At 62.9% G+C, this 24662-nt stretch carries 26 protein-coding genes, 1 tRNA gene and 1 pseudogene; 12 read left to right on the forward strand and 16 right to left on the reverse strand.

Features of this window, described 5'->3' with window-relative positions:
- Position 1: 1 nt before the first annotated feature.
- Positions 2 to 1165, reverse strand: coding sequence for an efflux RND transporter periplasmic adaptor subunit (locus R5H30_RS17990; RefSeq protein WP_318329977.1), 1164 nt, complete (start codon positions 1163 to 1165; stop codon positions 2 to 4).
- Between the two features lie 569 nt (positions 1166 to 1734).
- Here R5H30_RS17990 and R5H30_RS17995 point away from each other — a divergent pair.
- The 4 genes from R5H30_RS17995 to R5H30_RS18010 all read left to right on the forward strand — a co-directional run bounded on the left by R5H30_RS17995 (position 1735) and on the right by R5H30_RS18010 (position 6389).
- Positions 1735 to 2601 (forward strand): UTP--glucose-1-phosphate uridylyltransferase, encoded by an 867-nt coding sequence (locus tag R5H30_RS17995; protein WP_318329978.1) that lies wholly within the window; start codon positions 1735 to 1737, stop codon positions 2599 to 2601.
- A gap of 217 nt (positions 2602 to 2818) precedes the next feature.
- Entirely contained in the window at positions 2819 to 3319 is a 501-nt protein-coding gene (locus R5H30_RS18000; protein ID WP_318329979.1) for a FecR domain-containing protein, read from the forward strand.
- Positions 3316 to 5112, forward strand: a complete 1797-nt coding sequence (locus tag R5H30_RS18005) for a CHASE2 domain-containing protein (RefSeq protein WP_318329980.1) — start codon at positions 3316 to 3318, stop codon at positions 5110 to 5112. The genes R5H30_RS18000 and R5H30_RS18005 overlap by 4 nt, the downstream gene beginning before the upstream one ends.
- 224 nt (positions 5113 to 5336) lie before the next feature.
- Positions 5337 to 6389 (forward strand): AI-2E family transporter, encoded by a 1053-nt coding sequence (locus tag R5H30_RS18010; protein WP_318329981.1) that lies wholly within the window; start codon positions 5337 to 5339, stop codon positions 6387 to 6389.
- On the opposite strand, the gene R5H30_RS18015 is transcribed toward R5H30_RS18010, so the two are convergent.
- From R5H30_RS18015 to R5H30_RS18030, 4 genes are read right to left on the reverse strand one after another with little or no spacing between them, the layout of a single operon-like run.
- A complete protein-coding gene (locus R5H30_RS18015; RefSeq protein WP_318329982.1) occupies positions 6323 to 7876 on the reverse strand; it encodes a phospholipase D family protein in 1554 nt (517 codons plus the stop codon). The genes R5H30_RS18010 and R5H30_RS18015 overlap by 67 nt on opposite strands.
- A complete protein-coding gene (locus R5H30_RS18020) occupies positions 7876 to 9591 on the reverse strand; it encodes a histidine kinase dimerization/phosphoacceptor domain -containing protein (RefSeq protein WP_318329983.1) in 1716 nt (571 codons plus the stop codon). The genes R5H30_RS18015 and R5H30_RS18020 overlap by 1 nt, the downstream gene beginning before the upstream one ends.
- Before the next feature lie 6 nt (positions 9592 to 9597).
- Complete coding sequence (locus R5H30_RS18025) at positions 9598 to 10155, reverse strand: RNA polymerase sigma factor (RefSeq protein WP_318329985.1); 558 nt, start codon at positions 10153 to 10155, stop codon at positions 9598 to 9600.
- Positions 10152 to 10316: a NepR family anti-sigma factor gene (locus tag R5H30_RS18030; protein ID WP_318329986.1), complete on the reverse strand. Its 165-nt coding sequence runs from the start codon at positions 10314 to 10316 to the stop codon at positions 10152 to 10154. Before R5H30_RS18030 ends, R5H30_RS18025 begins: the two co-directional genes overlap by 4 nt.
- Before the next feature lie 110 nt (positions 10317 to 10426).
- On the opposite strand from R5H30_RS18030, the gene R5H30_RS18035 reads away from it, so the two are divergent.
- Positions 10427 to 11242 (forward strand): response regulator, encoded by an 816-nt coding sequence (locus R5H30_RS18035; RefSeq protein ID WP_318329987.1) that lies wholly within the window; start codon positions 10427 to 10429, stop codon positions 11240 to 11242.
- 81 nt (positions 11243 to 11323) lie between these two features.
- Here the strand turns inward: R5H30_RS18035 and R5H30_RS18040 are convergent, their stop codons facing one another.
- Together R5H30_RS18040 and R5H30_RS18045 are read right to left on the reverse strand one after the other, a co-directional pair.
- On the reverse strand, positions 11324 to 11821 hold the full coding sequence (locus R5H30_RS18040) for a Dps family protein (RefSeq protein WP_318329988.1): 498 nt from the start codon (positions 11819 to 11821) through the stop codon (positions 11324 to 11326).
- 64 nt (positions 11822 to 11885) lie between these two features.
- Positions 11886 to 12053 carry a DUF1328 domain-containing protein gene (locus tag R5H30_RS18045; RefSeq protein WP_318329989.1) on the reverse strand — a complete coding sequence of 56 codons (168 nt, stop codon included), beginning with the start codon at positions 12051 to 12053 and terminating at the stop codon, positions 11886 to 11888.
- A 178-nt stretch (positions 12054 to 12231) separates the two neighbouring features.
- Here R5H30_RS18045 and R5H30_RS18050 point away from each other — a divergent pair, with 178 nt between their 5' ends.
- Together R5H30_RS18050 and R5H30_RS18055 are read left to right on the forward strand one after the other, a co-directional pair.
- Positions 12232 to 12564: an ElaB/YgaM/YqjD family protein gene (locus R5H30_RS18050; RefSeq protein ID WP_318329990.1), complete on the forward strand. Its 333-nt coding sequence runs from the start codon at positions 12232 to 12234 to the stop codon at positions 12562 to 12564.
- Positions 12565 to 12577: 13 nt separating this feature from the next.
- A complete protein-coding gene (locus tag R5H30_RS18055) occupies positions 12578 to 12916 on the forward strand; it encodes a hypothetical protein (RefSeq protein WP_318329991.1) in 339 nt (112 codons plus the stop codon).
- Here the strand turns inward: R5H30_RS18055 and R5H30_RS18060 are convergent.
- Positions 12879 to 13244 carry a hypothetical protein gene (locus R5H30_RS18060; RefSeq protein WP_318329992.1) on the reverse strand — a complete coding sequence of 122 codons (366 nt, stop codon included), beginning with the start codon at positions 13242 to 13244 and terminating at the stop codon, positions 12879 to 12881. The genes R5H30_RS18055 and R5H30_RS18060 overlap by 38 nt on opposite strands.
- Before the next feature lie 90 nt (positions 13245 to 13334).
- Between R5H30_RS18060 and R5H30_RS18065 the strand changes: the two genes are divergently transcribed.
- A complete protein-coding gene (locus R5H30_RS18065; RefSeq protein WP_318329993.1) occupies positions 13335 to 14063 on the forward strand; it encodes a Crp/Fnr family transcriptional regulator in 729 nt (242 codons plus the stop codon).
- A 6-nt stretch (positions 14064 to 14069) separates the two neighbouring features.
- Here R5H30_RS18065 and R5H30_RS18070 read toward each other — a convergent pair whose 3' ends face one another.
- The gene (locus R5H30_RS18070; protein ID WP_318330009.1) at positions 14070 to 14921 is read right to left on the reverse strand and encodes a formate/nitrite transporter family protein; all 852 of its coding nucleotides are present in this window, start codon (positions 14919 to 14921) and stop codon (positions 14070 to 14072) included.
- A gap of 169 nt (positions 14922 to 15090) precedes the next feature.
- Positions 15091 to 16194: a PRC-barrel domain-containing protein gene (locus R5H30_RS18075; RefSeq protein ID WP_318329995.1), complete on the reverse strand. Its 1104-nt coding sequence runs from the start codon at positions 16192 to 16194 to the stop codon at positions 15091 to 15093.
- Between the two features lie 254 nt (positions 16195 to 16448).
- Here R5H30_RS18075 and R5H30_RS18080 point away from each other — a divergent pair, with 254 nt between their 5' ends.
- Both R5H30_RS18080 and R5H30_RS18085 read left to right on the forward strand, forming a co-directional pair.
- Positions 16449 to 16646: a CsbD family protein gene (locus tag R5H30_RS18080; RefSeq protein WP_318329997.1), complete on the forward strand. Its 198-nt coding sequence runs from the start codon at positions 16449 to 16451 to the stop codon at positions 16644 to 16646.
- A 29-nt stretch (positions 16647 to 16675) separates the two neighbouring features.
- Positions 16676 to 17074, forward strand: a complete 399-nt coding sequence (locus R5H30_RS18085) for a hypothetical protein (RefSeq protein ID WP_318329998.1) — start codon at positions 16676 to 16678, stop codon at positions 17072 to 17074.
- 62 nt (positions 17075 to 17136) lie between these two features.
- Here the strand turns inward: R5H30_RS18085 and R5H30_RS18090 are convergent, their stop codons facing one another.
- The 4 genes from R5H30_RS18090 to R5H30_RS18105 all read right to left on the reverse strand — a co-directional run bounded on the left by R5H30_RS18090 (position 17137) and on the right by R5H30_RS18105 (position 20336).
- Positions 17137 to 17925, reverse strand: coding sequence for an HpcH/HpaI aldolase family protein (locus R5H30_RS18090; RefSeq protein ID WP_318329999.1), 789 nt, complete (start codon positions 17923 to 17925; stop codon positions 17137 to 17139).
- The gene (locus tag R5H30_RS18095) at positions 17922 to 19208 is read right to left on the reverse strand and encodes a metal-dependent hydrolase family protein (protein WP_318330001.1); all 1287 of its coding nucleotides are present in this window, start codon (positions 19206 to 19208) and stop codon (positions 17922 to 17924) included. Before R5H30_RS18095 ends, R5H30_RS18090 begins: the two co-directional genes overlap by 4 nt.
- 315 nt (positions 19209 to 19523) lie before the next feature.
- Positions 19524 to 19597, reverse strand: a tRNA-Gly gene (locus R5H30_RS18100).
- A gap of 217 nt (positions 19598 to 19814) precedes the next feature.
- A complete protein-coding gene (locus tag R5H30_RS18105; RefSeq protein ID WP_318330002.1) occupies positions 19815 to 20336 on the reverse strand; it encodes an acylphosphatase in 522 nt (173 codons plus the stop codon).
- A 361-nt stretch (positions 20337 to 20697) separates the two neighbouring features.
- On the opposite strand from R5H30_RS18105, the gene R5H30_RS18110 reads away from it, so the two are divergent.
- Positions 20698 to 21486, forward strand: coding sequence for a hypothetical protein (locus R5H30_RS18110; protein ID WP_318330004.1), 789 nt, complete (start codon positions 20698 to 20700; stop codon positions 21484 to 21486).
- On the opposite strand, the gene R5H30_RS18115 is transcribed toward R5H30_RS18110, so the two are convergent.
- Positions 21430 to 22577 (reverse strand): IS3 family transposase gene (locus R5H30_RS18115; protein ID WP_318330006.1). Its coding sequence is split into 2 segments (ribosomal slippage): positions 21430 to 22328 and positions 22328 to 22577, totalling 1149 coding nucleotides; the frame shifts between segments, so codons are not numbered across the junction. The two genes, R5H30_RS18110 and R5H30_RS18115, sit on opposite strands and share 57 nt — an antisense overlap.
- Before the next feature lie 159 nt (positions 22578 to 22736).
- Here R5H30_RS18115 and R5H30_RS18120 point away from each other — a divergent pair.
- Positions 22737 to 22874 (forward strand): annotated as a pseudogene (locus R5H30_RS18120) (metallopeptidase family protein); the annotation flags it as partial.
- A 57-nt stretch (positions 22875 to 22931) separates the two neighbouring features.
- On the opposite strand, the gene R5H30_RS18125 reads toward R5H30_RS18120, so the two are convergent.
- On the reverse strand, positions 22932 to 24515 hold the full coding sequence (locus tag R5H30_RS18125; protein ID WP_318330007.1) for a tetratricopeptide repeat protein: 1584 nt from the start codon (positions 24513 to 24515) through the stop codon (positions 22932 to 22934).
- Positions 24516 to 24662 lie beyond the last annotated feature (147 nt).

Consider the following 24662-nt stretch of genomic DNA (forward strand, 5'->3'; position numbering starts at 1 on the left):
CTTAGAGCCGGGAGGTCGGCAACCCGACCTCCCGTGCCTCGCTGCGCTCGGCGATAGCGACGTCGGATCCGGGCCGGAGACTCTGGACACCCTCGATCACCACCGGCTCTCCCGGTTGCAGATCGGCCTCTATCAGCACCGCGTTGCTGTCGCGCTGCAGGATCTGCACCGGCACGCGCGCGGCCTTTTCCGCGCGAATGACCCAGACGAAGGCGCCTTCGCTCGACCACTGCACCGCCAGCGGATCGACCGAAATCCTCTCGTCGCCGGGGAAGGTCAGCGCGACCGAGAAGGCCATGCCGACGCGCAGCCGGTCGGCATCGTTGGTCACGCGCCCCTGAACCCGCATCGTTCGGCTGGCGCGGTCGACGACGGTGTCGATGGCGCTGACCTCGCCCTCCAAAGTCAGGTCACGCAGACCTAGCGGGGTCACATCGACCGGCATGCCGACGCTCATCTGCCCGATCACGCGTTCGGGCACCCGGAAGTCGATTAGGATGCGTGACCGGTCTGTGATGGTCACGATTTCCTCCTGCGCCGCGATCCGTTCGCCGACATCCACGTCGACGATCCCGACCCAGCCGGCAATCGGGGCGACGATGCGGCGCTGTTCGAGGTCATAGGTCGCCTGGCGCAGTTCCAGCTCGGCCGTGCGCAGCGCAAGCTGCGCCTCGCGCGCACGCACTTCGGTTACCGCGCCGGTGTTCTCGAGCCTCGCGACCCGCGCGGCGTCGTCCCGCGCATTCTCCAGCACCACCTGCGCGCGTTCGACGGCGATGGTCTCGGCCTCGTCGTCCAGCCGGACGATGACGTCGCCGGCCTCGACACGGCCCCCGGCGCTGAGCGACAACTCGGTGATCCGTCCCACGGCTTCGGACCTCACGGTGACCGCGCGCAGGGCACGCCCGTCGCCGATGGCGGTCACACGGTCCGCGACCGTGCGGTTCGTCACCTCTGCCACGACCACCGGCACCGGCCCGCCACCGCCCCAACCGCCGCGGGCGCCGTCGCCGGTCGCGTCGCCGTCGGCGTCGATGCCCAGAACGTCGAGAACGCCGAGCCGATCGAGTAGCGGCATTGCGGCCGGAACGTAGGCAATCCAGAGCGCGAGCGCAGCGGCCAGCACGGCGAGGCTCAGGAACGATTGAAGAAGGAAAGGTTTCAAATGGACTTGCCCGATGAACGAAACGCCTCTTGGAAAGATATCACTTCACGGCAAAAGTCACGCCTTTCCAACACCGCGGACGGTGTTGTCCGGAGCAAGTTGGATCATGAGCGGGCGAGAAATGCTGTGACGCAGCATCAGAACGGGCGAGCGACGGTACGAACTGATGCAATTTTCGGCACGCGGCAGGTTTCCGCGCGCGCACGCCCCACTTTCCGCCGAACGGGAGGTTGTCTGGGTGCTTGATCCGTGCCTTTCTCATAAATATATGAAAATAATTAGCAAATAATCATGAGCTCCGAAAATGACATGGCTCCGTATGCTGGAAAGACCCGCTAAAGGAGAGCCCAGCTTTCAGCTTCAACCCTGCGGCCTTTGACAGCGCGCGTTCGGGATGCTGAATTGGCGATGCTGCATCGCAACATGGTGAAACCAATTGAGAACCGGCCGCGTTACTAATCAATCGACATCGCGGCGACGCGCAAACAATAGCAGGGAGTCTACAGGTAATGAGTGACAACAGGGTGCGGACGGCGATTTTCCCGGTGGCCGGTCTGGGGACGAGATTCATGCCGGCGACGAAAGCGACCCCGAAGGAGCTCTTGCCGGTTATCGACACGCCGCTGATCCAGTATGCCATCGAAGAGGCGCGCGACGCCGGTGTCGAGCGCATGATATTCGTCAGCCATCCCTCGAAATCAGCCATCGAGCGGCACGTCCGCGACGACGTCGGCCTGCGCGAGATGCTGCGCGGCCGCGGCAAGACAGGGCTTGAACAACGCCTCAAGGATGCGGCGATCGACGAGCAGCGTCACGACGTCGTCTTCGTGATGCAGGATGAACCGCTCGGACTTGGCCACGCCGTCCTGCTGGCACACGAGCACGTGCTGCCGGGGCCGGTGGCGGTCATCCTGCCGGACGATCTCATCCTCGGGGGCCGCGGCTGCCTTGCGGAGATGATCGACGCCTACGCTTCCTGCGACTCCGGCCATCTTGTTGCCGCGATGGACGTCGATCCGGAGACGGTTTCCAGCTACGGAATCCTGTCGCCGCTGACGCAGGAGGGGGCGTTCGTGAAGTCGAATGCAATCGTTGAGAAACCCAGCGTGGACGAGGCGCCCTCGAACAGCGCAGTCGTCGGGCGCTACATCCTGCATCCGGACATCTTCGACGCGCTGTCGACCCAGGAAGCGGGCGCAGGCGGCGAGATCCAGCTGACCGATGCAATCGCGCGCGGCATCGCAGAAATCGGGCTGTCGGGGTTCCGGTTCTCCGGTATCCGCTTCGATTGCGGATCGAAGCGCGGGATGCTGGCTGCGGCGCTGCACATCGCCCGGCGCGATCCCGATCTCGCTCCGGTCCTGAGCGAATTTCTCGACTCGGCCGAGCCGGGCCGGAGCGACCGCTTCTTTGCCGCCGACAAAACGGTTGCCTGACGTCACGATCACCGCTTTTGACCGCCCCGTTGTGAAACGCCGGGTTAGACAGTAGCCGGACGGTCTGAAGGGATGCGAAGAAGGTGCGGGCTCTCCGCGCCTTCTTTGCGTTCGCGGGTCTGGATCGGGCTTTTGGGCCGATGCGCGCGATGCTAGAACCTCCGTCGAGGCCGGGGAGAGGATTGTTGCCCGGCCGGGCATTCGCGAGGTGAATTTCATGATCCCCATTCGTTTTGTCGCCGCGGCGCTGGCTTCTGCCCTGATCGCGTCGCCGGTTCTGGCGCAGGTTCCGGCGGGATGTGCCGTCACGGCCGCCACTGACCCCGACCGCTCGGTTCTGACCTGCGAGGGCGGCCTTGTCGTCGAGATCGAGGCCGCGACGCAGCTTGGCCTTGTCGCTGCCGATCCACGCCGTCTCTCGCTGGAGGACGGCGCGATCCTGGTGCAGTCGCAGCCTGGATCCGGCCCCCGGCAGGTCCGCACACCGCATGCCATTGCCGCCGTGCGCGGCACGGTCTTCGCTGTCGACGTTGCGGACGAGGCGACATCTGTCTTCGTCGTGGAAGGAGCCGTCTCGGTCCAGCAGACACGGGCAGGCGGTGACGACGTGCTTCTGGAACAGGGCGAAGGCGTCGACGTGACCCCCGGTGAAGCCCTCGAGGTCAAGACATGGGGCGCGGCGCGCGTCGCCGCGCTGCTGGCGCGCTTCGGCAGATGAGCAGGCGGGCGGCATGGTGGCGCGCCGGTCTGGCCGCCGTCCTTGCCGCCTGCTGGGCCGCTGCCATCGCATGGCCGCACCTGTCGTCCCGGCCCGGACCGGTCGACGGGCTGGAGGCCATATTGACCGACCTGCGGCTGGTCAGCTTCGGTCGGCAGCAACCGACCGGCGAGGTGATCATCGTCGCCATCGACGACGCCGCCCTCGCGGACCCCGACTTCGGCGCGCTCGACGGGCGTGCGCGGCTGGCCCGGCTTGTTGCGGCGATCGGCGCGGCGGGGCCACGAGCCATCGGGCTCGACGTGATCCTGGCCGATCCGGGAGACCCGGAGATCGATGCGGAACTCTCCCGGATCCTTGGCGAGACGCAGGCAGTGATCGCCGCGGGGGCGGGGTTCGACGGCGACGCGCCATCCGTTGGGCCGCCTAATGTGCTGGGGCCGCAACCCGTCTTCGCGAAGGTTGCCCCCGTGGGCTTGGTCAACCTTTCGACGGACCGTAACGGGACACCGCGCCATGTCCCGATGGTCATGCCGACGGACGCCGGTCTGATGCAGTCTCTGGCGCTGCGCGTGGCTGCGGCGCGCGCGGGCAGCGTAGTCCGGGTGGGGGCCGCGAGCGTGAGTGTCGGAGAGAATGAGGTTCCGCTGGATACCGGATCCCAGATGCCTTTGCGCCTGCTGGGACCGTCCGGAACGATCCCCACGGTTGGCGCACTCGATGTGCTGTCGGGCGCGGCCGGTCCGATGCTGGAGGATCGCGCCGTGCTCGTCGGGTTCACGGCCACGGCCTTCGGCGACCGCTTCGCCACGCCCTTCGGGCAGGACATGCCCGGGGTCGAGGTCATCGCCACCGCCGTGAACCAGCTTCTGGGCGGCGAAGCCCTGCGGCGCGACACGACAACCCGGCGCATCGACCTTGCACTCTCGATGTTTCTGGCGGCCAGCGTCGCTGCAATCGTGGTCTGCCTGCCACTGGCGGTGGGCGTGCCGGTCGCGGCGGGCCTTGTGCTGGCGGGCCTCGCCGGCACCTGGCTTTCGTTCGCAGGCGGCATCTGGCTCAGCGCGGGCCTGCCGATGGCCATCTGTCTTCCGGTCATTCTGGTCGCGGGCACCGCGCGGCATCTTTACGAGCGCCGCGAGGCGGCGCGGACAACGCGCGGGATGCACGCGCTGAAGGCGTTTCAGTCGCCGGCACTCGCCGACCTGATCGCAAGCGATCCCGCTTTTCTTCGCAGCCCGGAAACCCGCGATCTGGTGGTGTTGTTCGTGGATCTGAGCGGGTTTACCGCGCTCTCGCAGGCGCTGGGCCCGGACGCGACGCAAACCTTCCTCAAGCGGTTTCACCAGGTCACGACCGATATGGTCGAGAGCCACGACGGCGTCGTGCTGAATTACATGGGCGACGGGGCGATGGCGGTCTTCGGTCTGAAGGGCGACCCGGTTCCGGCGGCCCGGGATGCGCTTGCCTGCGGCTTCGACCTCGTCGCTGCGATCGCCACGCTAAAGGCGACAGGGCAGGCGACCGGGTCGCGCGTCGGGATACATGCCGGTCCGGTGATCCTGTCGCGGCTCGGCGGCGCGCGCCAGCAGCAGGTCACGGTCACCGGCGATACCGTCAACCTGGCGAGCCGGTTGATGGAAGTCGCCAAGGACGCGGGCGCGAGCATTGCTGCCACCGGGGAGGTGCTCGCACGTCAGGGTGGACCGGAGCCGAGGCCGCCTGACACAAGCCTCTCCTTGCCGGTCCGCGGGCGCATCGGCATGATCGACGCGCATCTTTGGCGCGCGTAATCGCAGAATCGCTCGCCCATGGCGGAACCATTTGCCCCGTCGCGCGTTTGACCACGAGTTTCCGGCTTGGTGCGAAGTCCTGTCTATCCCCAAGACCAGCGCCGGGTCGGGAATTCGCCTCGACCGAGCGCCACGGAACCGCGAGACAATTGCAAGATCCCAGGGCGACGATTTGGGACTGTCATTGCCGTGAACGAAAATACCCATGAAATGAGCGGAGCCGAATGATCCGGATTAGCCTGGCGATCCTCGCCACCGTCGTCGTGTTCGTGACCCTCCGGGAGGCCTCGGAATTCTTTGCGCCGGTGATCGCGGCGATGGTGACCGGTGTCGTTCTCTCGCCCTTGGCCGACGGCATGGATCGGTTGGGCTTTCGGCCTTCAGTTGCCACCTTCTTTTCCGCCGGACTTGCGGTAGTCGTCATCGTCGCGATCATGTTCTTCATCGAGCCTTACGTCAGCCGTGCGATCGCTCGCGCGCCAGTGATCTGGACCGAGTTGCGCGAAGCGGTGCAGACAGTGCGCGCAATGCTTCTGGGTCTAGACGAAATCGCGAAGGACGTGGCGGAAGCAGTCGATCCGGACGCCGCCGAAGACGCCGCTCCCACCACCGGTGCGACCGATGCGATTCCGAAAGTGACCGATGCGCTGTTCTTCGCACCCGCATTCGTCGCCCAACTGATGATCTTCATCGGTGCGTTCTACTTCTTCCTGATGACGCGCAAGGACATCTACGCCTGGCTCGGGAACTCCATCGAAGGTCTCAAGAACGAGGATTTCATCACCGCCGAACGCCGGGTGGCCCGGTACTTTTTGACCATCGCCTCGATCAACGCGACATTTGGACTGCTGGTCACCGGTGTCATGCACGCCTTCGGAATGCCAGGCCCCGGATTCTGGGGGCTCATGGCCTTCCTGCTGAACTTCATCCTCTATCTCGGCCCGATCATGCTGGCCGGTATGCTGCTCGTCGCGGGTCTGGTCGTGTTCGACGGCGCGATCAGCGTCGCACCGGCAGCCGCCTACCTGCTGATGAACGCCACCGAAGGTCAGTTCGTGACCCCGGCGCTGGTCGGGCAGCGCATGGCGGTGAACCCTCTGGTGGTGTTCCTGTTCCTGGTGTTCTGGATCTGGATGTGGGGCCCGCTGGGCGGCATGGTCGCCATCCCTATGCTGATCTGGATGATCTCGCTGACCGAGGCGGCGCTGGGTCAGACCATCTCTTCCGGAATGCCCGGCAAATTGCGCCCGAACCTTCTGGCCGGACGCGATGCGTAGGGCAACATAAAGCCCACGCGGTCTTCGGGGGCGAGCCGGGCGTTGCTGCGCGCCCGTTCGCGCCAGGCGATCTGCGCAGTCTTCGGGTCGAAGAATTCCGGGCCGGCATCCGGGCCGAGCCAATGCGAGAAGAGGCGCTCCCGGAAGCGCACGATCGCTCCGGGATCGTCAAGCCGGATCCCAGCCTCGGTGTCCCATTTCAGGCTGCGGCCGTTGAGGTTGGCCGACGACACGATCGCCTCGGTGTCGTCGAAGACCGATACCTTGGCGTGCACGTAGACGAGCGGTGCGTCGTAGAGCGTGGCACGGCCGGTCTCTGTGCCGCGACGGGGTTGCGCCGGCGACACGAGCGTCATGCGATCGCCGAAGCCGGTCATCAGGATGTCGACGCATTTGGCCTGCAGATACTCACCGTAGCGCGCGTCACCGCCGGAGCGGTTTTCGAACGCCACATCGTCCGGGGCGGCGGGAAGCACGAGAATGAGCGTCAGGTCGCGGTTTTCGTCGGCCCGCTTGGCAAAGTGCTTGGCCAGGCGCGTGTCGCGGAAAAACTGGCTTTCGAGATAGATTAGACGCCGGGCACGCGATACGGCAACGCGATGCGCGCTTTCGATCTCACGCAGGCAGAAGCGCGGGGAAAGGTGCAAGAAACCGCTGTCGCGTCGCTGCGAGAGCGTGCGCAGGACATTGGGCAGTTCGGGCGGCGTGGCCCCAGCAGTGCTGGCTTCGAAGGTCTTCAGGTGCGCATGGGCGTCGGCGACCTTGGGTCCGCCGCGCACCAAGACCTGGACGTCATGCCAGGTCTGGTCCGCCGGCTCTTCGTGTTGCTTGGAATCGTATCGACGCTCGTCGAGGTCGAGGCCGCCGATGTAAAGCACCTCCTGGTCGAAGACGGCGAGCTTCTGGTGGTGGGTGACCGGGACCAGCCTCGGCAGCACGCCGTGGATCAGCCGCAGCAACCCGCGCTCGAGCTTCATGTGCCGCCAGAGGTACGGGGTGCGCTCGTAAAACCGCTGTCTCTCGCGGGTCGGAAGATCGTTGATACGCTTCGCAGTGCCCGAAAGCTCCTTTCGGCTAAGCGGCCAGAAGCCTAGGCAGGACAGCCAGCCGACCCGTGCGGGGTGCATCGCCACGCGTGCCTCGAGGTTTTCCGGACGCCCGGAGGCTTCGCCCGCGGCCACGAGCGAGCGCAGGCTTTCCCAGCTGACCCGGTGCATGTCGGGCAGGGCGATAGGATCGAAGTCGTTCACGATGATCGTCAGCCTGACGCCCTGCGCCAACTTGTGCGCGATCAGGTCGAACCATGTCTTGCCGATCTCCCGGGCTTCAGACGAACGCAGCTCGGTCCAGGGGTCGAAGATACGGAACGACAGGATCGCTTCGCGCCGCGTGGCGAGAAACGCCCGCTCGAACGCGGGGTAGGCCTCGGAGGCGGTGATCAGAAACTCGACGTCCTTCCCGTCGCTGCTGGCGGTTTCGCGTTCCATCAGAAATCCATCACCTCCGGCGTGAAGTCGGCTGCCTTGAACGTGACCTTTACGCGATAGGTATCCTCGGTCTCCTCCAGCTTGACGTCAGCCCCGAGCTGGATCCCGAAAGCGTTGATGAGTTGCGTGCCCATGCCCGTACCTTCGAACTCGCGGCTTTCGCCGATGGAGTTGATGAACTCGAAGCGGCAGGTCCGGTCCGCATCCGCCTTCAGGCTGACCGAAATGTGCGGGGTCTGACCCGGCTTCGCACCAAAATACTTCATCGCGTTCGTCGCGGCTTCGGCCGCCAGCAACGACATCGGCACGGCCTGGTCGGGATAGAGGCGGATCGGTTCAATATCGGTTTCGAGCCGGACGTCGTCGTGATCCGTCGTGCCGATATCGATGGAGCTTTCGACGATCTCCTGAACCAGATGGCCGACATCGACCTGTCCGCCGGTGGAGGTCTGGTAGAGATCCCGGTGGATCGTGGCGAGGCTGAGCACCCGATCCTGGATCCGGCGCAGCACGCGGGCGGTTCCGGCATCGTCGGTTTCGCGGATCTGCATGTTGATGATCGACGAGATGAGCTGGAGGTTGTTCTTGACGCGATGGTGGACCTCCTTGATGAGCGCATTGCGGCTGCGTACCGCATCCTCGAGCTGCGCCTCGTCACGCAGGATCGAGTCGGTCATCATCAGGAACGCGTTCTGGATTCGCTGGACTTCGCTCGGGATGCCCACCGATTTGGGCTCGGGCGGCATCTTCCTGGAACGGGCGAAATCGGCCATTTGCACGCCAAGGCGGCGCACGTGGCTGGTGACAAGGCGGTGGATCGAAAACAGGGCCACTCCGAGAGAGGCCAGCCACATCAGTGCCGGAAAGAGCGTTGCCGGTACCGCCCAGCTGGCCTCGGTCGCCAGTTCACGCTCGTTGTCCCAGATCCCCATGACGTAGATCGCGTCCTCGTCGATCGGGACCACCGCGAAACTGTGGTAATCGCCGTTGCGATCGTTGGCGGTGAAGGCCTGCGCCGGTTCGCCGATCAGACTGTCGAGAGTGACGTTGCTGGGCAGCCGGAAGGGGGCAGTCTCAAGCCCCTGGGCCGCGGTCAGCAACTCTCCGTTATTGTTGAACGTGATAATGTCGATCAGCGCGCCGGAGGGATCTTCGAACCTCTCGGTCTGCAGCGGCGTGTGCGGAATCGAAACCTGAATGAACCCGATAAGGCGACCGCCGGGTGACCTGACCGGCTGCGAAACCGTCATGAGCGACGTGGCGGTTCCACCGGCTTGACTTTCTATGAAAATGCGCGGCTCTGCGCTCTCGACAGCGTCGTCGAAGTCCGCGTAGGTCGAAAAATCCAGCAGCTTGCCCGAGGAAGAGCATGTCATGATGCCGGACACCGGCAAGAACCCTGCAAAGCTGAAGCTGGGCGAACGCTCGACGAAGTCGGACATGATCGCAACGCAGCCTTCGCGCTCGTCGGCGATTTCAGGCAGCAACGCCGAAAGGCCCTGAGCCGCTCCGAATGCACGCTGGATCACGAGCCGCTGTTCAAGTGCGGCACTTTCGGTCAGCACGAGCAGGGCCAGCTCGGCATTCTCCTGCGCCTTTTCGGAAACGCTTTGTGTTTGGCTAATCGCGATCAGGCCGATGGGCAGCAGTGCCAGCGACATCAGACCGAGCATGCGAAACCGCAGGCTGTGATACCACTTGGCATCCATCTGCATGGGAAATCACCTGGCCACTTTACCTCCGTCCGTCAGGACGGCCATGGTCGCTCCGTCGGTCAGCTCCATGGGGCTGTCCGAATCCAGCTTCAAAATTTCGGCGAGGCGCGCGCGCCCGCGGTTGACACGGCTCTTGATCGTGCCGATCGCAACGGAACACATGGTTGCCGCTTCCTCGTAGGAAAACCCCGAGGCTCCGACCAGGATCAGCGCTTCTCGCTGCTCGTCGGGAAGAAGTTCGAAAGCCTGACGGAAGTCCTGCAAATTCATCCGGCCGTCGTGATCGGGTTTCACCGACAGGCTTGCTGTGAACACCCCATCGACGTCGGGAACCTCACGGTTCAACTTGCGGCGGCTCGAATAGTAGGTGTTGCGCAGGATGGTGAAGAGCCACGCGCGCATATTGGTGCCGGCCTGAAACTTGTCGATGTTCGTCCACGCCTTGACGACCGTGTCCTGCACCATGTCGTCGGCCGTCGCCCCGTTGCGCGTCAGGCTCAGGGCGAACGCCCGCAAGGCCGGAAGATGATCAACCAGCTCGTCTCTGGCATCTGCGGTGGTCATTTGGAGTCCTTGGCCTCCGCGTCCTGCGCCTTGAGCACGGCAAGCAGGTCCTTGAACTTGTCGGGAAGCTCTTCCTGAACGAGGTCCGAATAGACAAGCTTGAGGTTCGCGTCGATAATAGACGCGACCCTGTCGGACGTTTCGTCCTTCTCTGAGGTCATAAGCACTCTCTGGAACTCGACTTTTTTCGTCTTTATCACAAGGTTTGCGGAACCAAACACCCCTCCGCCCGTTTGGTTCCAGAAAAAAATTCGAAAAAGGCCAAAACAACATGTCTCAAGCGAATGAAACCCCGGACTTTTCGGATCAGATCGCGGGCCAGTTGCCCTATCTGCGCCGCTATGCCCGGGCGCTGACCGGTACCCAGTCGAGCGGTGACAAATATGCCGTCGCAACGCTGGAGTCGATCCTCCAAGACCGGTCGGCAATCGAAGAGGCGGGATCTGTCAGGGTAGGTCTGTTCAAGAGCTTTCACGCGATCTGGGTCAGTTCCGGCGCGACCATGGAGCCCGTCGACGACGACGGCCCGGTCGCCCGCGCCCACAGGCACCTCGCAAGCCTGGAAAGCAATACGCGCGAGGCCCTGCTGCTGTCGACGATCGAGGATTTCTCGATTTCCGAAATCGCCGAGATCATGGGCACGGATCGCGACGAAGTCCGCCACCTGATCGAGACCGCGCGGCACGACATGAAGGATGCGGTCGCAGGGCGCATCATGATCATCGAAGACGAGCCCATCATTGCGGCCGACCTCAGGGATATTGTTTCAGACCTCGGCCACGAGGTCGTCGGCATCAGCCGCACGCGCGATGCGGCGGTCGAGATGGGCAATCGCGAACAACCGGACCTCATTCTCGCCGACATCCAGCTTGCCGACAACTCGTCCGGCATCGATGCGGTCAACGATCTCCTGCGCGATCTCGGTGACCGGCCGGTGATCTTCATCACCGCTTTCCCTGAGAGGCTCCTGACCGGCGAGCGGCCCGAGCCTGCGTTCCTGATTCCGAAACCCTACAAGGAAGATCAGGTCAAGTCGGCAGTTAGCCAGGCGATGTTCTTTGCATCGACCGAAACCCTGAAAGCCTGACGTCCACACCTTTCTTAAGAAACGAAAAGGCCCCGCGGTTGCGGGGCCTTTTTTTTTGCGCTTGTCGAAAATCGTGAGGCGTCAGTCGGCAACGATGGCGTTCAGCATCCAGACAGCTTGTTCGTGGAAAGCCGAGCGCGCGGTCGCGAGATCGTCCGTCACCACGTCGCGATTTTCCGCTGCGAGTTCGGCCAGCGCGTGGAGCCGATGCGCGATGCGCTCATGATCGGCAGCCAAGTCGGTGACCATCTCTTTCGCGCTCGGTGTCTTGTCGAGATCCTTGACGGTCGAGGCCTTGACGATGTCGTCGAGCTTCAGCGGTGCCATGTGTCCCAGCGCGCGGATACGCTCGGCCAGATCGTCGGCGGCCTGAAAGAGGTTCTCATACTGTTCCTCGGTCAGCTTGTGGAGCGAGTAGAACAGCGGGCCCTCGACGTTCCAGTGATAGGCGTGTGTCTTGAACATCAGCCGATATGTATCCGACAGGACATCGGTCAGTCCTTCGGCAACGGCTGCGTGCTTCTTGACACCGGTCTTCGGTTCGTTGGTATCGGGAACGACGTTCAGCGGCGAGGTCATGGTATACTCCTTTGATCAATTGCCGCTCGCGCGACGCGCGAGCGGATGCGTGGTTTGTGTCGTGTCACTTCAGCGAATGGGCGACGCGTACGACGATCACGGCGATGGAAAGTCCGAAGAATGTGACCGCAAGAACGCGGGCCACTTCGGCCGATGCCACTGTGATATCGCCAAAGCCGAACACGGCAGCGGTTGCTGCGATGCCAAGGAAAACAACTGACCATTGAAGCATTTTCCTGTCCTTTCGGTCCGGAACGTCCTACGCTTCTTGGAAGCGCACGCGGTTTCATGATGGGAAAACCGACCGCCCGGGGCATTGTTCCAGACAAATCGTCGCAGGTCCGCTGGAACGAATGCGCGACGATCGCGTTAACCGACGGAAATTTCGAACAATCAGGAGTTTACTACCCATGGCACAGTCTAACGTCGTATCCGCATCGAAGAAGGAACCGACGACAGCCGACCTTGAGGCACAGATTGCTACCTTGCGGGACGATCTCGGCACGTTGACCGAGACGCTCAAGGGGCTGGGTAAGGCGAAGAAGGACGAGTTGACCGAGCTTGCGGCGCTCAAGGCCGAAGTGGCCAAGCAAAAGGGCAGCGAAGCCGCGGACGCGGTGGTGCAGCAGGCCCGTGACGCCGAGGCGCAGGCGCGCGAGTTTGTCCGGACACAACCCGGCACTGCGCTTGGTATCGCTGCGGGCCTCGGGTTCCTCGTGGGGCTGATGAGCGCACGCCGCTGAGATGTTCCAGGGAATGAGGCTTAGGGCGGCTCTGGCCGCCCGCAGGGCAGGTCTGCTAACCGGCGGCCTGCTCTGCATCGTGATCGGCTGCGCGTTTCTGACCGTCGCCCTGTTCATCGTCATCGCAGCCAGTCATGGCGCGGGGCTCGCAGCGCTGGTGGTCGGAGTGATCTACGTCGGGTTCGGGCTGGTCTTCGTCGGCCTGTCACGCCGTACGCCACACAGCGTCCGGGCGGCCGCAGCCGCAACGGCCGCGGCTCCGCCGCCGGCCGGCACCGACGCGGCGGCACTGGTGACGGCATTTCTCAGCGGTCTCAGCGCTGGGGTTGCGGCGAAGAAGAAGTCCACCTGAGCATCCCGTCGCGCAGGCCGGACTCGGTGAAGGGTTGCGGCACGAGCACGACATCTCCTGCATCCCAGTCCTCGCGGTGCAGGCTGTCGGTGATTGCGAGAACAGACCGCGCAAAGCGTTGAGCTGCAGACAGGCTCGCGCGTGCGTCATCGCGGTTCGATGATGTTCGAAAAATCAGGTAATCCGCTTGTCCTGACTCCTGCCGACCGCTTTCGACGTCGAACAGGCTCGAGAAATGCGCGATCTCGACATGCGGCAGAAGGCGCGCCACGATCTGTGACAGATCGAGCGCGACGAACGGATCTTTTTCAATCAATATCAGCGTCATGTCTCTGGCAAGTTGGCACGGCGAGCCGCTACACTATGCCGGTCGCTGGATCGAACTGCATTAATCTAGGACATAGGGGTGGAGAAATAGATGGCGGTCGATTGCTCTAACTGTCCTCTGCGCGAGCTGGACGTCTTCATGGCCTTCTCGGCCGAGGAGATCCGGTTCATGGAACGCTTCAAGGTCGGCGAACTTAACATCGACGCCGGCACGACGATCCTTCTTGAAGGATCGAACAGCCCACAGCTTTTTACCGTCCTGAAGGGGCAGGGGCTGCGCTACAAATTGCTCGAGGACGGCCGGCGCCAAGTTCTCAACTTCGTCTTTCCCGGCGACCTGATCGGATTGCAGGCCGGGATCATGGGAGAGATGGGACATTCGGTCGAAGCCACCTCGCAGATGAGCCTCTGCGTATTTGACCGCGGCGGCATCTGGAGCCTCTTCAAGTCCTATCCGGAACGCGCCTACGATCTGACTTGGCTGGCCGCATCGGAAGAACACTTCCTCGGCGAAACGCTGGCCGTTGTCGGCCAGCGCACCGCGATCCAGGCGGTCGCATGGGCGCTGGTCCGGCTCTACGAGCGCGCCGGATCGCTCGGGATGCTGAAGAATGGCAACATGCCGCTGCCCTATCGCCAGCAGGACCTTGCCGATGCGCTGGGCCTGTCGCTGGTACACACGAACAAGACACTGGCCCGTTTGCGCGATCTCCAGCTTGCCAACTGGACCGAGGGTGAACTGCATATCAACGATATCGAGAAGCTCGCCGAGCTGGCCGTCTCGGCACGCGAGGGCGAACGCAGGCGGCCGCTGCTCTGATTGTGGTCAGATTTCTTCCTTGACCTGACCGTATGCGAGCAGGGCGAAGATCGCCGTTCCGCCGATGATGTTGCCGAAAAGCACGGGCACGAAGAACCCGAACAGGGCATCCATGGTCCCGGTCGCCCCGGTCAGCAGCATGTAAGCCATTTCGACCGAGCCGGCGACGATATGGGTGAAATCGCCGGCGGCGATCAGCCAGGTGAAGACCATGATCATGAAGAAGGCGGCCTGCTTGGCCTGCGGGTGCATCCAGACGATCGCCGCAACCAGCATTCCTGCCGGAATGCCGCGCGAAAAGGCATCGAGCGGGGCGAAGGAAAGCGCGTGTTCCGACAGCTCCGCAACTGCCGGCAACAGCTCTTGCGGGATGACCGGCGTGAAGATCATCACTGCGGCCGCGATGAAGGCCCCCAAGACGTTGGCGGCGAGAACGACCGCCCAGAGCCTGATCATGCGCGCGAACATGATCGGGCGAGGATCCGCCATGATCGGAAGAACGGTCGTTATGGTGTTCTCGGTGAAAAGCTGCATGCGGCCAAGGATGACCAGCAGGAAACCGAAGCTGTACCCCAGATTCTCGATGAGATAGCGCGATTGCGTGTCCGGCAGGTGGGTCCGGAACACCGCTTCGCCGACAACCGAAAAACTGATCAGAAGACCCGCGGCGACACCCGACCAGATTAGCGAAGAGGTCGGCCGTGCAAGCTCGTGTTCGCCATCCCGGCGAATGACCTCGTAAATCAGTCGCGGCGACAGAGACGCTGCGGCGTCGACCGATTCCTCTTCGGTCGCGTCCTCCAGTTCTTCCTGGTTCTCTGTGATCTTGCGCGCCTCTTCGTCGGTGGCGTCGCGCATCTCTTCGCTGGTATCGTGATCCTGTCGCTTGTCGCCCACACCGAAGCTCCGCTTTTGGTTGTTCCCGCCACAGACCAGCGCCGGATCAGGCTAGCTGGTCCAGCGACCTGGCGCAAAGAAAACGGGCCTGCCGTTTTCGGCAGGCCCGCGGTCGTTCAGGTGAACTGCATCACTTCTCGAAGGTCGGCATGGCTTCGAGCTGGTCCTTTGTCATACTAACGTAGACCCGCACATCGTCGCCGTCATCGGCTTGAAGAATGTCGAGTTCTTCGATGTTGAGCGCGACCGGCTTTTCGCCGATGCCGAGGAAGCCGCCCACGTCGACGACCGCCTGGTTATCGGCATCGCCTTCACCGAGGAGGAACATCGAGACTTCGCCGATCCATTCGTCATTGGCGTCGTAGACCCGTGCGCCGGTCAGCGTTTCGGCGCTGATGACGTCGGCGGAAGCGGGCGAATAGCCGTCGTGGGCCATCGCGGTCTGCATGTCGCCCTCTGCGACCACCGGCTCACCTTCGGCCACGTCCGCTTCTGCTGCGATCTCTTCCATCGCGTTTTCGGCGTCAGCGGCAGCAGTCTCGGTGGCCTGCTCGACCTCTTCGGTTGCTTCAGCCGTCTCTTCCAGTGCATTCTCGGTCGTCTGCTCGGCGCCCTCGGCTGCTTCGGCCGTTTCTTCCATAGCGTTTTCGGTCGCCTGCTCGGCGTCTTGGGTCGCTTCGGCCGTCTCTTCCGTCACCGCTTCGCCGATGGGCTGCTCTGCGTCGGCCTCGGCGGTCTCGGTCGTTGCCTCATCGGTTTGGGTGGCGCCGGTCGCCTGCTCGGAAGACACCTGCGCCGCAGCCATGTCGCGGTTCTCGGTGTACTCCGGCGCGCCTTCCAGCATCGCCTTGTCGGCGGTCAGCACCAGGAAATAGTCGTCGGCATCCGTGGCGTCGTCCGAAACGAAGCGCACTGCGTCCATGTCGATGGCAACCTGGCGTTCACCGATGCCGAGGAAACCGCCGATGTCGACCAGCACGGACTGCACCTCGCCCTCGCGGCTGAGGATCACGTCGTTGATCTCGCCGATGTCTTCCCAGTCCGCCTGCACGCCTTCCATGGCGCCGTCGGACACCTCGGTCTCGCTGGCGTACACGCGCATTCCGATGAAATCAGACGCGCGCACGGCATTCTCTCCGGCCTCGGTGGCAAATGGCGAAGCGGCGTCGCTCTGGGCGAGGCCGGCCGTTGCGCTGGCGGCGACGATGGCCGTCGTAAGAAGCAGATTTTTCATAATAACACTCCTCTTTTCAAGCGTTTAGCTTTGATTGGTTGTGGCATGTCAACGTGCTGTGCCCGCACCGGTTCCGCGCTTCGCCAAATTTTGTTGAAATCTTTTTCGGCCTTGACGAAGGCGCCGCGACAGCCTGCAGCGGATCGGATCGGCGGGCATGCGCGCGAAAGCGGAGAATGCCGGGATGCTTGGGAACAATCGCGAGTGGCCGGCGTTTTCGAACCAGTAATTCCGAAAGAAAAAAGGAGATGACCATGAATTGGGACCAGATCCAAGGCAAGTGGAAGCAGCTGAAGGGCGACGCCCAGAACGAGTGGGGCAAGCTCACCGACGATGACCTCGATCGCGCCGAAGGCGATCGCGAAAAACTCGAGGGCATCATCCAGGAGCGCTACGGCGACTCGAAGGAAGAGGCCCACCGTCGCGTCGACGAGTGGATGTCCCGCCTTTAAAAACTGACGTATCCACTGATCCATCAGTCATGCAGCGCGCCGTCCCGGACGGCGCGCTGTTGCTGTTTGGCCCTAGCGTTGCGGGAACGCGGCAACGGCGAATTGCCTGCGCGCGCGTTTACCGTAAAGTGGCGACAACCGCGACAGGGAAGACGCCGCATATGACGACACGAAAGCTGATGTTTGCACTTGGGGGCTGCGTTATCGCGCTGTCGGCCTGCGAACCGCCCACAACGGTGGTTGTCAATCCGACGCCCGTGCCGCCGCCGGCACCGATCATCACATCGCCCGCGGACCCGTTGCCGCCCGCTCCGGTTTACGATCCGAACTACGTGAACCCGGTCGAGGATCCGTCGATCTTTGATTCCGGCGAGCCGGACCTGATCGACCTCAATTCCGAGCCCCAGCCCGCGCCCGCCGCCACCTGATCACGGTCGGCATTGCGAAACCGCTGCTAACGGTTCCCGCTTGCGCGGACACCATGCGTGGCTCAGTCGCGGCCAGCGCGGATCTCGGCGAACCCGCGCGTCAGCGCATCGCGCAACAGCCAGATGTCCGAGGAATAGCAGATCAGGTCGCTGCCGTCGCGATGGCACGCCGCGCCGTCCTCCGGTCGCATCACCAATTGGCCGACCGGCACTCCGGCGCTCTGCGCCGCCGCCATGATCCGTGCAATCGCCTCCGTGAAGATCGGGTCGTCGAAAGCGCCGGGGATCCCCAATGAGCTTGTCAGGTCGAGATGTCCGATCCAGATCGCATCGACCCCGGTCTCGGCGCAGATCGCCTCGCAATTCTCGAGCCCTTCGGCGGTCTCGATAAGCGGCACGAAGCAGACGCGTCGGTTGGCAACTGCGAAGGTGTCGGCGATGGGCGCGACCCCGTAGTCGTCATGCGCGAGGCCCAGTGCGACGCCGCGCTGTCCCTCTGGCGGATACTTCAGCGCGGCGATGGCAGAGCGCACCTCATCGATCGAGCCCACCATCGGCACGATGACACCTTGCGCGCCGATGTCGGCAGCACGCTGGAGGTGGTGGCGCGCGCCGGACGGGACACGCAGCAGGCTCGCGACACCGGCCCCGTGCAAGCCGCGCAGCACTCCTGCCGCCGTCTCGAAGCCGAAACCGCTATGCTCCATGTCCACAAAGGCAAAGTCGCAGCCCGCCGTGGCAAGGATCTGGCCCAGACCGTGCGAGGAAAACTCTCCGATGTAGGTGCCCAGACGCAGTCCCGGGCGGTCGAGCAGCTCGCGCAGCCCCGGCTCGGTTCCGGCACCGCTCATTGCGCCGCGATCCGGCGGGTGTCCGGGCGGCCCGACCCGTGCTTGTAGACCGCGCCATCCTTCATGATCAGCGCGATGTTGTCCTGGTCCTGGAACAGGGTGATGTCGGTCAGCGGATCGCCCTCGAGCATGAGCAGATCGGCCAGGTACCCTTCGCGCAGCAGTCCAAGCTCGTCCGGCATGTTCATCGCCCGCGCGCCGATGGCGGTCGCGCAATGCAGCGTATGCGCCTCGGAGAATCCGTAATGGGTCACGAAATGCTCCAGATCGTTCGCATTGGTGCCCTGCGGGTTGACGGAGAACCCGTAGTCGCCACCGACAACGATGGGAATGCCGCGCTTTTTCATCTCGGCGTGGGTGCGGCAGTTGTCTTCGAACACCTTGCGCAATTCGTCGACCTGCGGCTGCAGCTTGGGATCGCCGGCGGCCTCCAGAGTCTCGATGGACTTGATGATCACGCCGACTGCGGGTCCGGTCAGCACCCAGTCCCGCGCCTCTTCCAGCATGTCGAGCGCCTCGCTGTCGCAATGGTCGCAATGGTAGATCATGTCCACTCGGTTGCGCACCGCGCGCTTGACCGAATCCGCGGCGCGGCAATGGGCGGCGACGCGCTTGCCATGGGCGTGGGCTGTCTCCACCGCCGCACGCACCTCCGGGTCGGCCATCACGGTCGAGAAGCTGTCGGCATGCGGCATGAAGATGTCGCCGGAGATGTTAAGCTTGATGTTGTCGACACCCTCGCGAATGCAAAGCCGCACGGTCGACACGATCTCGTCCACCCCGTCGACCACCAGCCCGAAAGTGTGCAGCTTGACATGCATCCGGTTGGCATCGCCCAGACCGCTGGTCACGGTGATCTCGGGGCTCGCCGCGCGCAGGCGCGGTCCCGGGATGCGTCCCGAGGCGATCTCGTCCCGGATCACGGCGTCGAGCCTGACTTTGGCGGAGGCTGCGCTGTTGACGCTGGTGAAGCCGGCATCGAGCAGCTTGCGCGCGTTGTGCATCGTGGCCAGCGTGTGTTCCTCGGCCCCGATGAGCGCGAGGTCCATCAGGTCGGACTGGTCGATGAACGAGATGTGCCCGTGCCCCTCGACGAGGCCGGGCATGACAAAGCGTCCGGCCGCGTCGATCTCGGTTGCGCCGCGCGGGTCTGGCGGCGTGTCGCATTCGGCGTCGGGGATGACCTCGGCGATCCGGTTGCCGCGGACGCGCAGGTGTCCCGCAAAGGGCAGGGCGCCCGTGCCGTCGAAAATCCGCGCGTCGCGGATCAGAGTATCTTGCATATCGTCCTCCTCGAGCCGGTCCGGGCGTTTCGGACCGTCCCCTCGGGCGCGAGTTTGCAGGCTGTCGCCTGCGCTGCAAGGGTTAGTTGTCGAGAGATGCGCATTAGCGCGGTCGACGCGCAGCGGAAACACCTGTCGCGAAAGGCGGTTGTTTCTTCCGATTTTGAAGAAAATTCTTTGGAGCGGGCGGCGGGAATCGAACCCGCGTCATCAGCTTGGAAGACAAAATGGCAAAATCCAGATTATCTTTTTTTGTCGGTAGTTTGTCGGAAACGATCCACAAACTTTGTCGGTTATTTGTCGGAAGTGATTTTTTGGAGCGGGCGGCGGGAATCGAACCCGCGTCATCAGCTTGGAAGGCTGAGGTCTTACCACTACACAACGCCCGCTCTCGGCAGGCTTGACCTATTTCATGCGATTTCCGGCGTCAAGGGGCTTGCCGGTTGCATCGATCAGTAAGCGAGGCAACGCCTTAAAATTGAAAGATAATCAGTTCCCAAGGTGCCGCAGATACTTTTACAGCCGGGCCCAATGCCCGACTTTTACTACGGTGCTTCGATTGACCTGGGACCAGCTGCCACCCAGAACATATTCGGCGAGGTGCCATCAGCTTGTGACTTGAAATCCGGACTCTGCCGGCGCATCTGCATCCCTGACCTGCACTTTGACCACTCTTGCAGTGTCGGGGCCCCCATGTAGCGCTTCAATCATAGCCTCGACCGCCTCATCTTCCCCTGACAGCAACGCCTCAACCGATCCGTCCGAACGGTTGCGTACCCAGCCTGAAATGCCACGCGTCTCAGCTTGTTTGCGGGTCCAAGCCCGATACCAAACACCCTGGACCTGCCCTGACACGATTACATGCTTCGTCGTCATCGAATTTTTGGTCCACTGATCGTATCTGACTTTGGTTTCCTGGAAACCGGATGGTCTCCGCCATAGCCTGCCTGCCAAGTCAGAAAGTGTCGACCCCTCCCGATCGTTGGAACCAGCGTGTCTCAACCCCCATTTTCCAGCCAAGAACCGCCTAACGCCAACGTCCGAGACCCGGATCAAAGTCATGGTTGGATCGAACAGCAAAAAGGGCTGATCAGAGCCGATTCCACTCATAGGTGAACCGCGCCGCATCCAGCAACAACGGCGGATTCCTGATATTCTCTGCGAGCGCGAAATCACCACCTAGCGACCGCAGATGTGGTCGTTCGCGAAAGCCTTCAGAGCCGGTTTCAAATCCGGTCGTTCGCTGCACGTACGTCCAACGTCCCATTGGCGGACTATGCGGACGATGGTTAGGTTGGCGGCCAGAAGCGCGATAGGACCATATCCAGACCCGCCTCTGGCGCCAATGGAGGGTTGGTTTGTGAAATGGACCTCCAACCAAAAGGGTTTGGACTTGGTCTATTTGCCGGGAAGCCAAAAACTTGGTGCAGGTAGATCCGGTTTCAGTCTTACTGGTTTCATACAGTTTTGAAGGGCGCCTACCGGACCAATGGAACCAACGACTGCCGCGGCCGAATACACCGACGTAACCTTAGCCACCTACAGCCTTTTCCAGGTGGGTCTGGTTATCTTGGTGGGCCTCCCGCTCGCTATTTTCATGGGCTTCTGGACGGGAAGACTTCGGCGACGACGACTTATCGAACGCGGCATGGGCGTCGAAAGGCTGCTCGGCGAAACAGCCCAGGGTGCATTTCTCGGGCTTGTCGGGTTGCTCCTGGCTTTTTCATACGGCAACTCCCTCTCGATCGCCCAGTCGATGAAGGACGCGGCAACCAACGAAGCAGCAGCGATAGGGACGGCCTTTCTTCGGACCGATTATCTAGACGAACCGGGTCGCACCGAACTGAAGTTTGCAATTCTCGAATATGCAAGAACCAGACTTCTGCCCACCGGTGAATTGATTAATACACCTGAAGAGTTACACGTCTGGCTTGAGACCAGCCTCGAGGCACAGGGAAAGTTGTGGCCGACCACGCTGTCAGTGACGCGAGGGGTCGCACCCCCACCCACCCAGAGTTTTGTCGCTGGTGCCATCAATGAGGCGATCGACGCTCATCTCTATCGTGTTGCCACGCAGACCGTGCCACTCGCACCCTTTTCACAAGCAATCGTTCTGCTGGCGACCGTGGCCGCCATATTCCTTCTTGCCAATCGTACAGCCTTACTCGGTCGATCCCTGACCTGGCGAATGTGGCCTGCTGCCGGTTTCGTGGACACCGGGTTAGGATTGCATAGCGCGGTCCTCGAACGCCATGGGGCTAAGATAGCCCAGCTTTGAGTGGCGTCGTCTCGGATTGTAGAAGCGCTCAATGTAGTTGAACACGTCGGCGCGTGCCGCGTCGCGGGTCCGGTAGACCTTGCGAGCCGTCCGTTCGGTCTTCAGCGACGAGAAGAAGCTCTCCATCGCCGAGTTGTCCCGGACATTGTCCGCCCGGCTCATGGAGCAGGTGATGCCGTTGTCGAGCAGCAGGCGCTGGAACTGCTCGCTGGTATATTGCGAGCCCTGGTCGGAATGGTGGAGCAGAGCGTCGGCCTTGCCGCGCCGCCAAACCGCCATCATCAGGGCATCTATGACCAGTGAGGCATCCCGGTCCGCCTTCATGGACCAGCCGACGACGCGCCGGGAGAAGATGTCCAGCACGACCGAGACATAGAGCCAGCCCTCCGCGGTCCAGATGTAGGTGAAGTCGGCCAGCCATTTCTGGTTCGGCCGGTCGGCTTGGAAGTCGCGGTCGAGTATGTTGTCGGCGATGACCGAGCGTTCGCCATAATCCTTCGGATTCCCGCGCCGCTTTGGTCGCGCTCTCATAGCGTTCTGACGCATGAGGCGCTCGATCCGGTGCAACCCGCAGGTCAACCCTTCCTCGAGCACGTCGCGCCAGACCCGACGGGCGCCATAGGTGCGGTCGCTGGCCTTGAAACTCTTGTCGATCTCCAAGACGAGCTTCGCGTCGTAGCTCGCCCGGGCGCTGATCGGTCGCTTGAGCCAGGCGTGGAAGCCCGACCGAGAGACGCCCAGCACGTCGCACATCCAGCTGACTGGCCAGATATGCCGATGCTTCGCAACGAACGCGAACGTCATGTCGCTTCCCGCGCGAAGAAGGCCGCGGCCTTTTTTAGGATGTCACGCTCCGCCTTGAGCTTGGCGACCTCTTTCTTCAGGGCCGCGATCTCAGCCAGCTCGGCGCGCTGCTGGCCATTGCCGGGGAAGGCAGTGGCAGGCGCCACCGTCGCTTCACGCATCCACCGTCGCAGAACACTCTCCGCCAGGTCCAGATCCCGGCACGCCCGGGCCACCGTCACGCCGCGCTCGGTCACCAGATTCACCGCCTCGATTTTGAACTCGCGGCTGAACTTCCGTCTCGTCATATCCACTCTCCAGTTCCATGGTCACAATCTTATCTTCGTGTCCACGAAACCGGCAGCAGGCCATCCGATTGATTTGCTTGGATGAGTGCTTCGGGTTCGAATGCAGATAGGCTCATACCTCAACCTCGGCCCCGTATCGCTCAAATGCCCAGCCTCTTTTTGGGCATGCCGCTGAATGAGAAGTCGGTGATGGACCAGCCCGACAGGCCGGACACCATCTGGCTTTTCCGCCGGCCGCTCCTCGACGAGTGGGCCCGGCGCGGGGACGTCTCGCTCGCCGACCTCGTGGCGCACGTATGACTTCGCTTCGCTGGAACATATAGCTATGGCGTTAAGGTCTCTCGTCGAACGAGCCTAGGGCGAGTCCTTTGCCCAATCACACGCTTGCTGACGGCCGAGAGCGCAGGCCTTTTCGAAGTTGCGCCGCGCTTCACTCTCGTCACGTTCGACGCCGAAACCCAGCATATGCAGCAAACCCAAATTACTGCATCCGGTGGCGTGGTCAGCGTCGCATGCCTGCCGATATAGCTCGGCCGCGACGGTTTGGTCCTGCGCGACCCCAAAGCCCTCGTCGTAGAGTATGCCGAGACTGTTGCAGCCCCGCGGTAAACCGCCGTCGCAGCCTTGCCGGTAAAGCGCTGCCGCCCGAGATGGATCGGCCTCCAGGCCCAGTCCATAGTGGTAAAAGCGACCCAGATTGGTGCAAGCGACCATATTCCCGCCGTCACATCCTTGTCGGTACAACTCCGCCGCGAGCCCGGTATCCTGGTCCCTTCCTTCGCCCCGCTCGTAGAGGTATCCAAGATTGGTGCATCCGATCGGATCCGCCTCGTCGCACGAGATCTCGAAGAGGTTTGCGGCGCGATCCGTGTCAGCAGTCACACCGAGACCATATTGGTACAGAAAGCCGAGACGCCCACAACTCGACGGATCTCCGCCGTAACAACCGGCCTGCCAGAGACGAGCAGCACTCTCGCCGTCGACTTCATAGATCTCAAGGCCGCGTTCCAGGCATTCCTTGGTCACGCCGCCCTCACAAGCGAGGGTGATAAAGTCGAGCTGTGCCTGCTCCAAAGGAGTCAGCGTCGCGACATCGAGACAGACTCGTCCCTTGAAGACGGAGCATAGCGTCCGCTCCGCCGCGGTCAGCCCCTCCTCGTCGCGTGTCATGGGGCCCGAGAAGGCAAGGGCTCCGAGGAAGGTCACCAAACCCACGAGGTTGGAGAGGATGAGGATGGGGCGGTGCTCGACGTCGAGCCAGTCGGCGAGGCGGAGGCGCTTCGCGGCGCGCATGAGCCAGGTGGAGGCGACGTAGGCCCAGGTCCAGACCGAGGTCAGGAAGGTCGAGTAGAAAAAGACCGAGAAGATGGAGAAGATGCCGAGGATCTCGGCGAAGGACTCGATCTCGCCCTGGTGCAGGGGGCTGCGGATGTAGGCGAAGATGGCCAGCCAAATGATCGCGGCGGAGAAAAGGAGGTCGAGGATCAGGACGCCCGCCTGGGCCAGCCAGCGGCGGGGCATGTGGGCGAGGAGGTGGCGGGTCTCGAGCAGGGAGGCGTAGTCGGCGGCGACGTTAATGGCGAGGCCGAGGATCAGAACGGTGCCGAGCGTCAGGTCGGCCTGGAGGCGGAGGCCGATGGTCTCGGCGCTGCCCATCAGGAGCCAGATGACGACGACGGCGACGAGGGACGCAGCGGCGGAGCGGAGGAAGCAGCGGAGCGACAGGTGGTGGCGGCCGAAGACGGCGTCGAAGAGGGTGGTGAAGCTCTTCGCCCAGCCTGCCTCAGTGTGGGCGCCCATGAGCCAGAGGGCGACCTCGTCCTTGCGCTGGCGGTTCAAGAGGCCGGCGAGCGCGGTCAGGCCCATTATCGAGGCGGCGAGGCCGGCGGCCCAGCCCCAGTTGGCCTCGAGGTAGCTCAGAACTGATTCAGCGAGCACTGACAGCGCCTGTTGTCATCGGAAGCATCAGAGCCACTGTAACACGAACTTGTACGGCGGCTCTAATGTGCATACTGACTAGGCTCCAGACTCATTGATTTTCAGAGCCAGAATATGACTGCGGCGGCGAGCGCGATGGCTGATAGG

Source organism: Roseobacter sp. FCG-D35, from assembly GCF_033436665.1.
Classification (GTDB): Bacteria; Pseudomonadota; Alphaproteobacteria; order Rhodobacterales; family Rhodobacteraceae; genus JAWQFO01.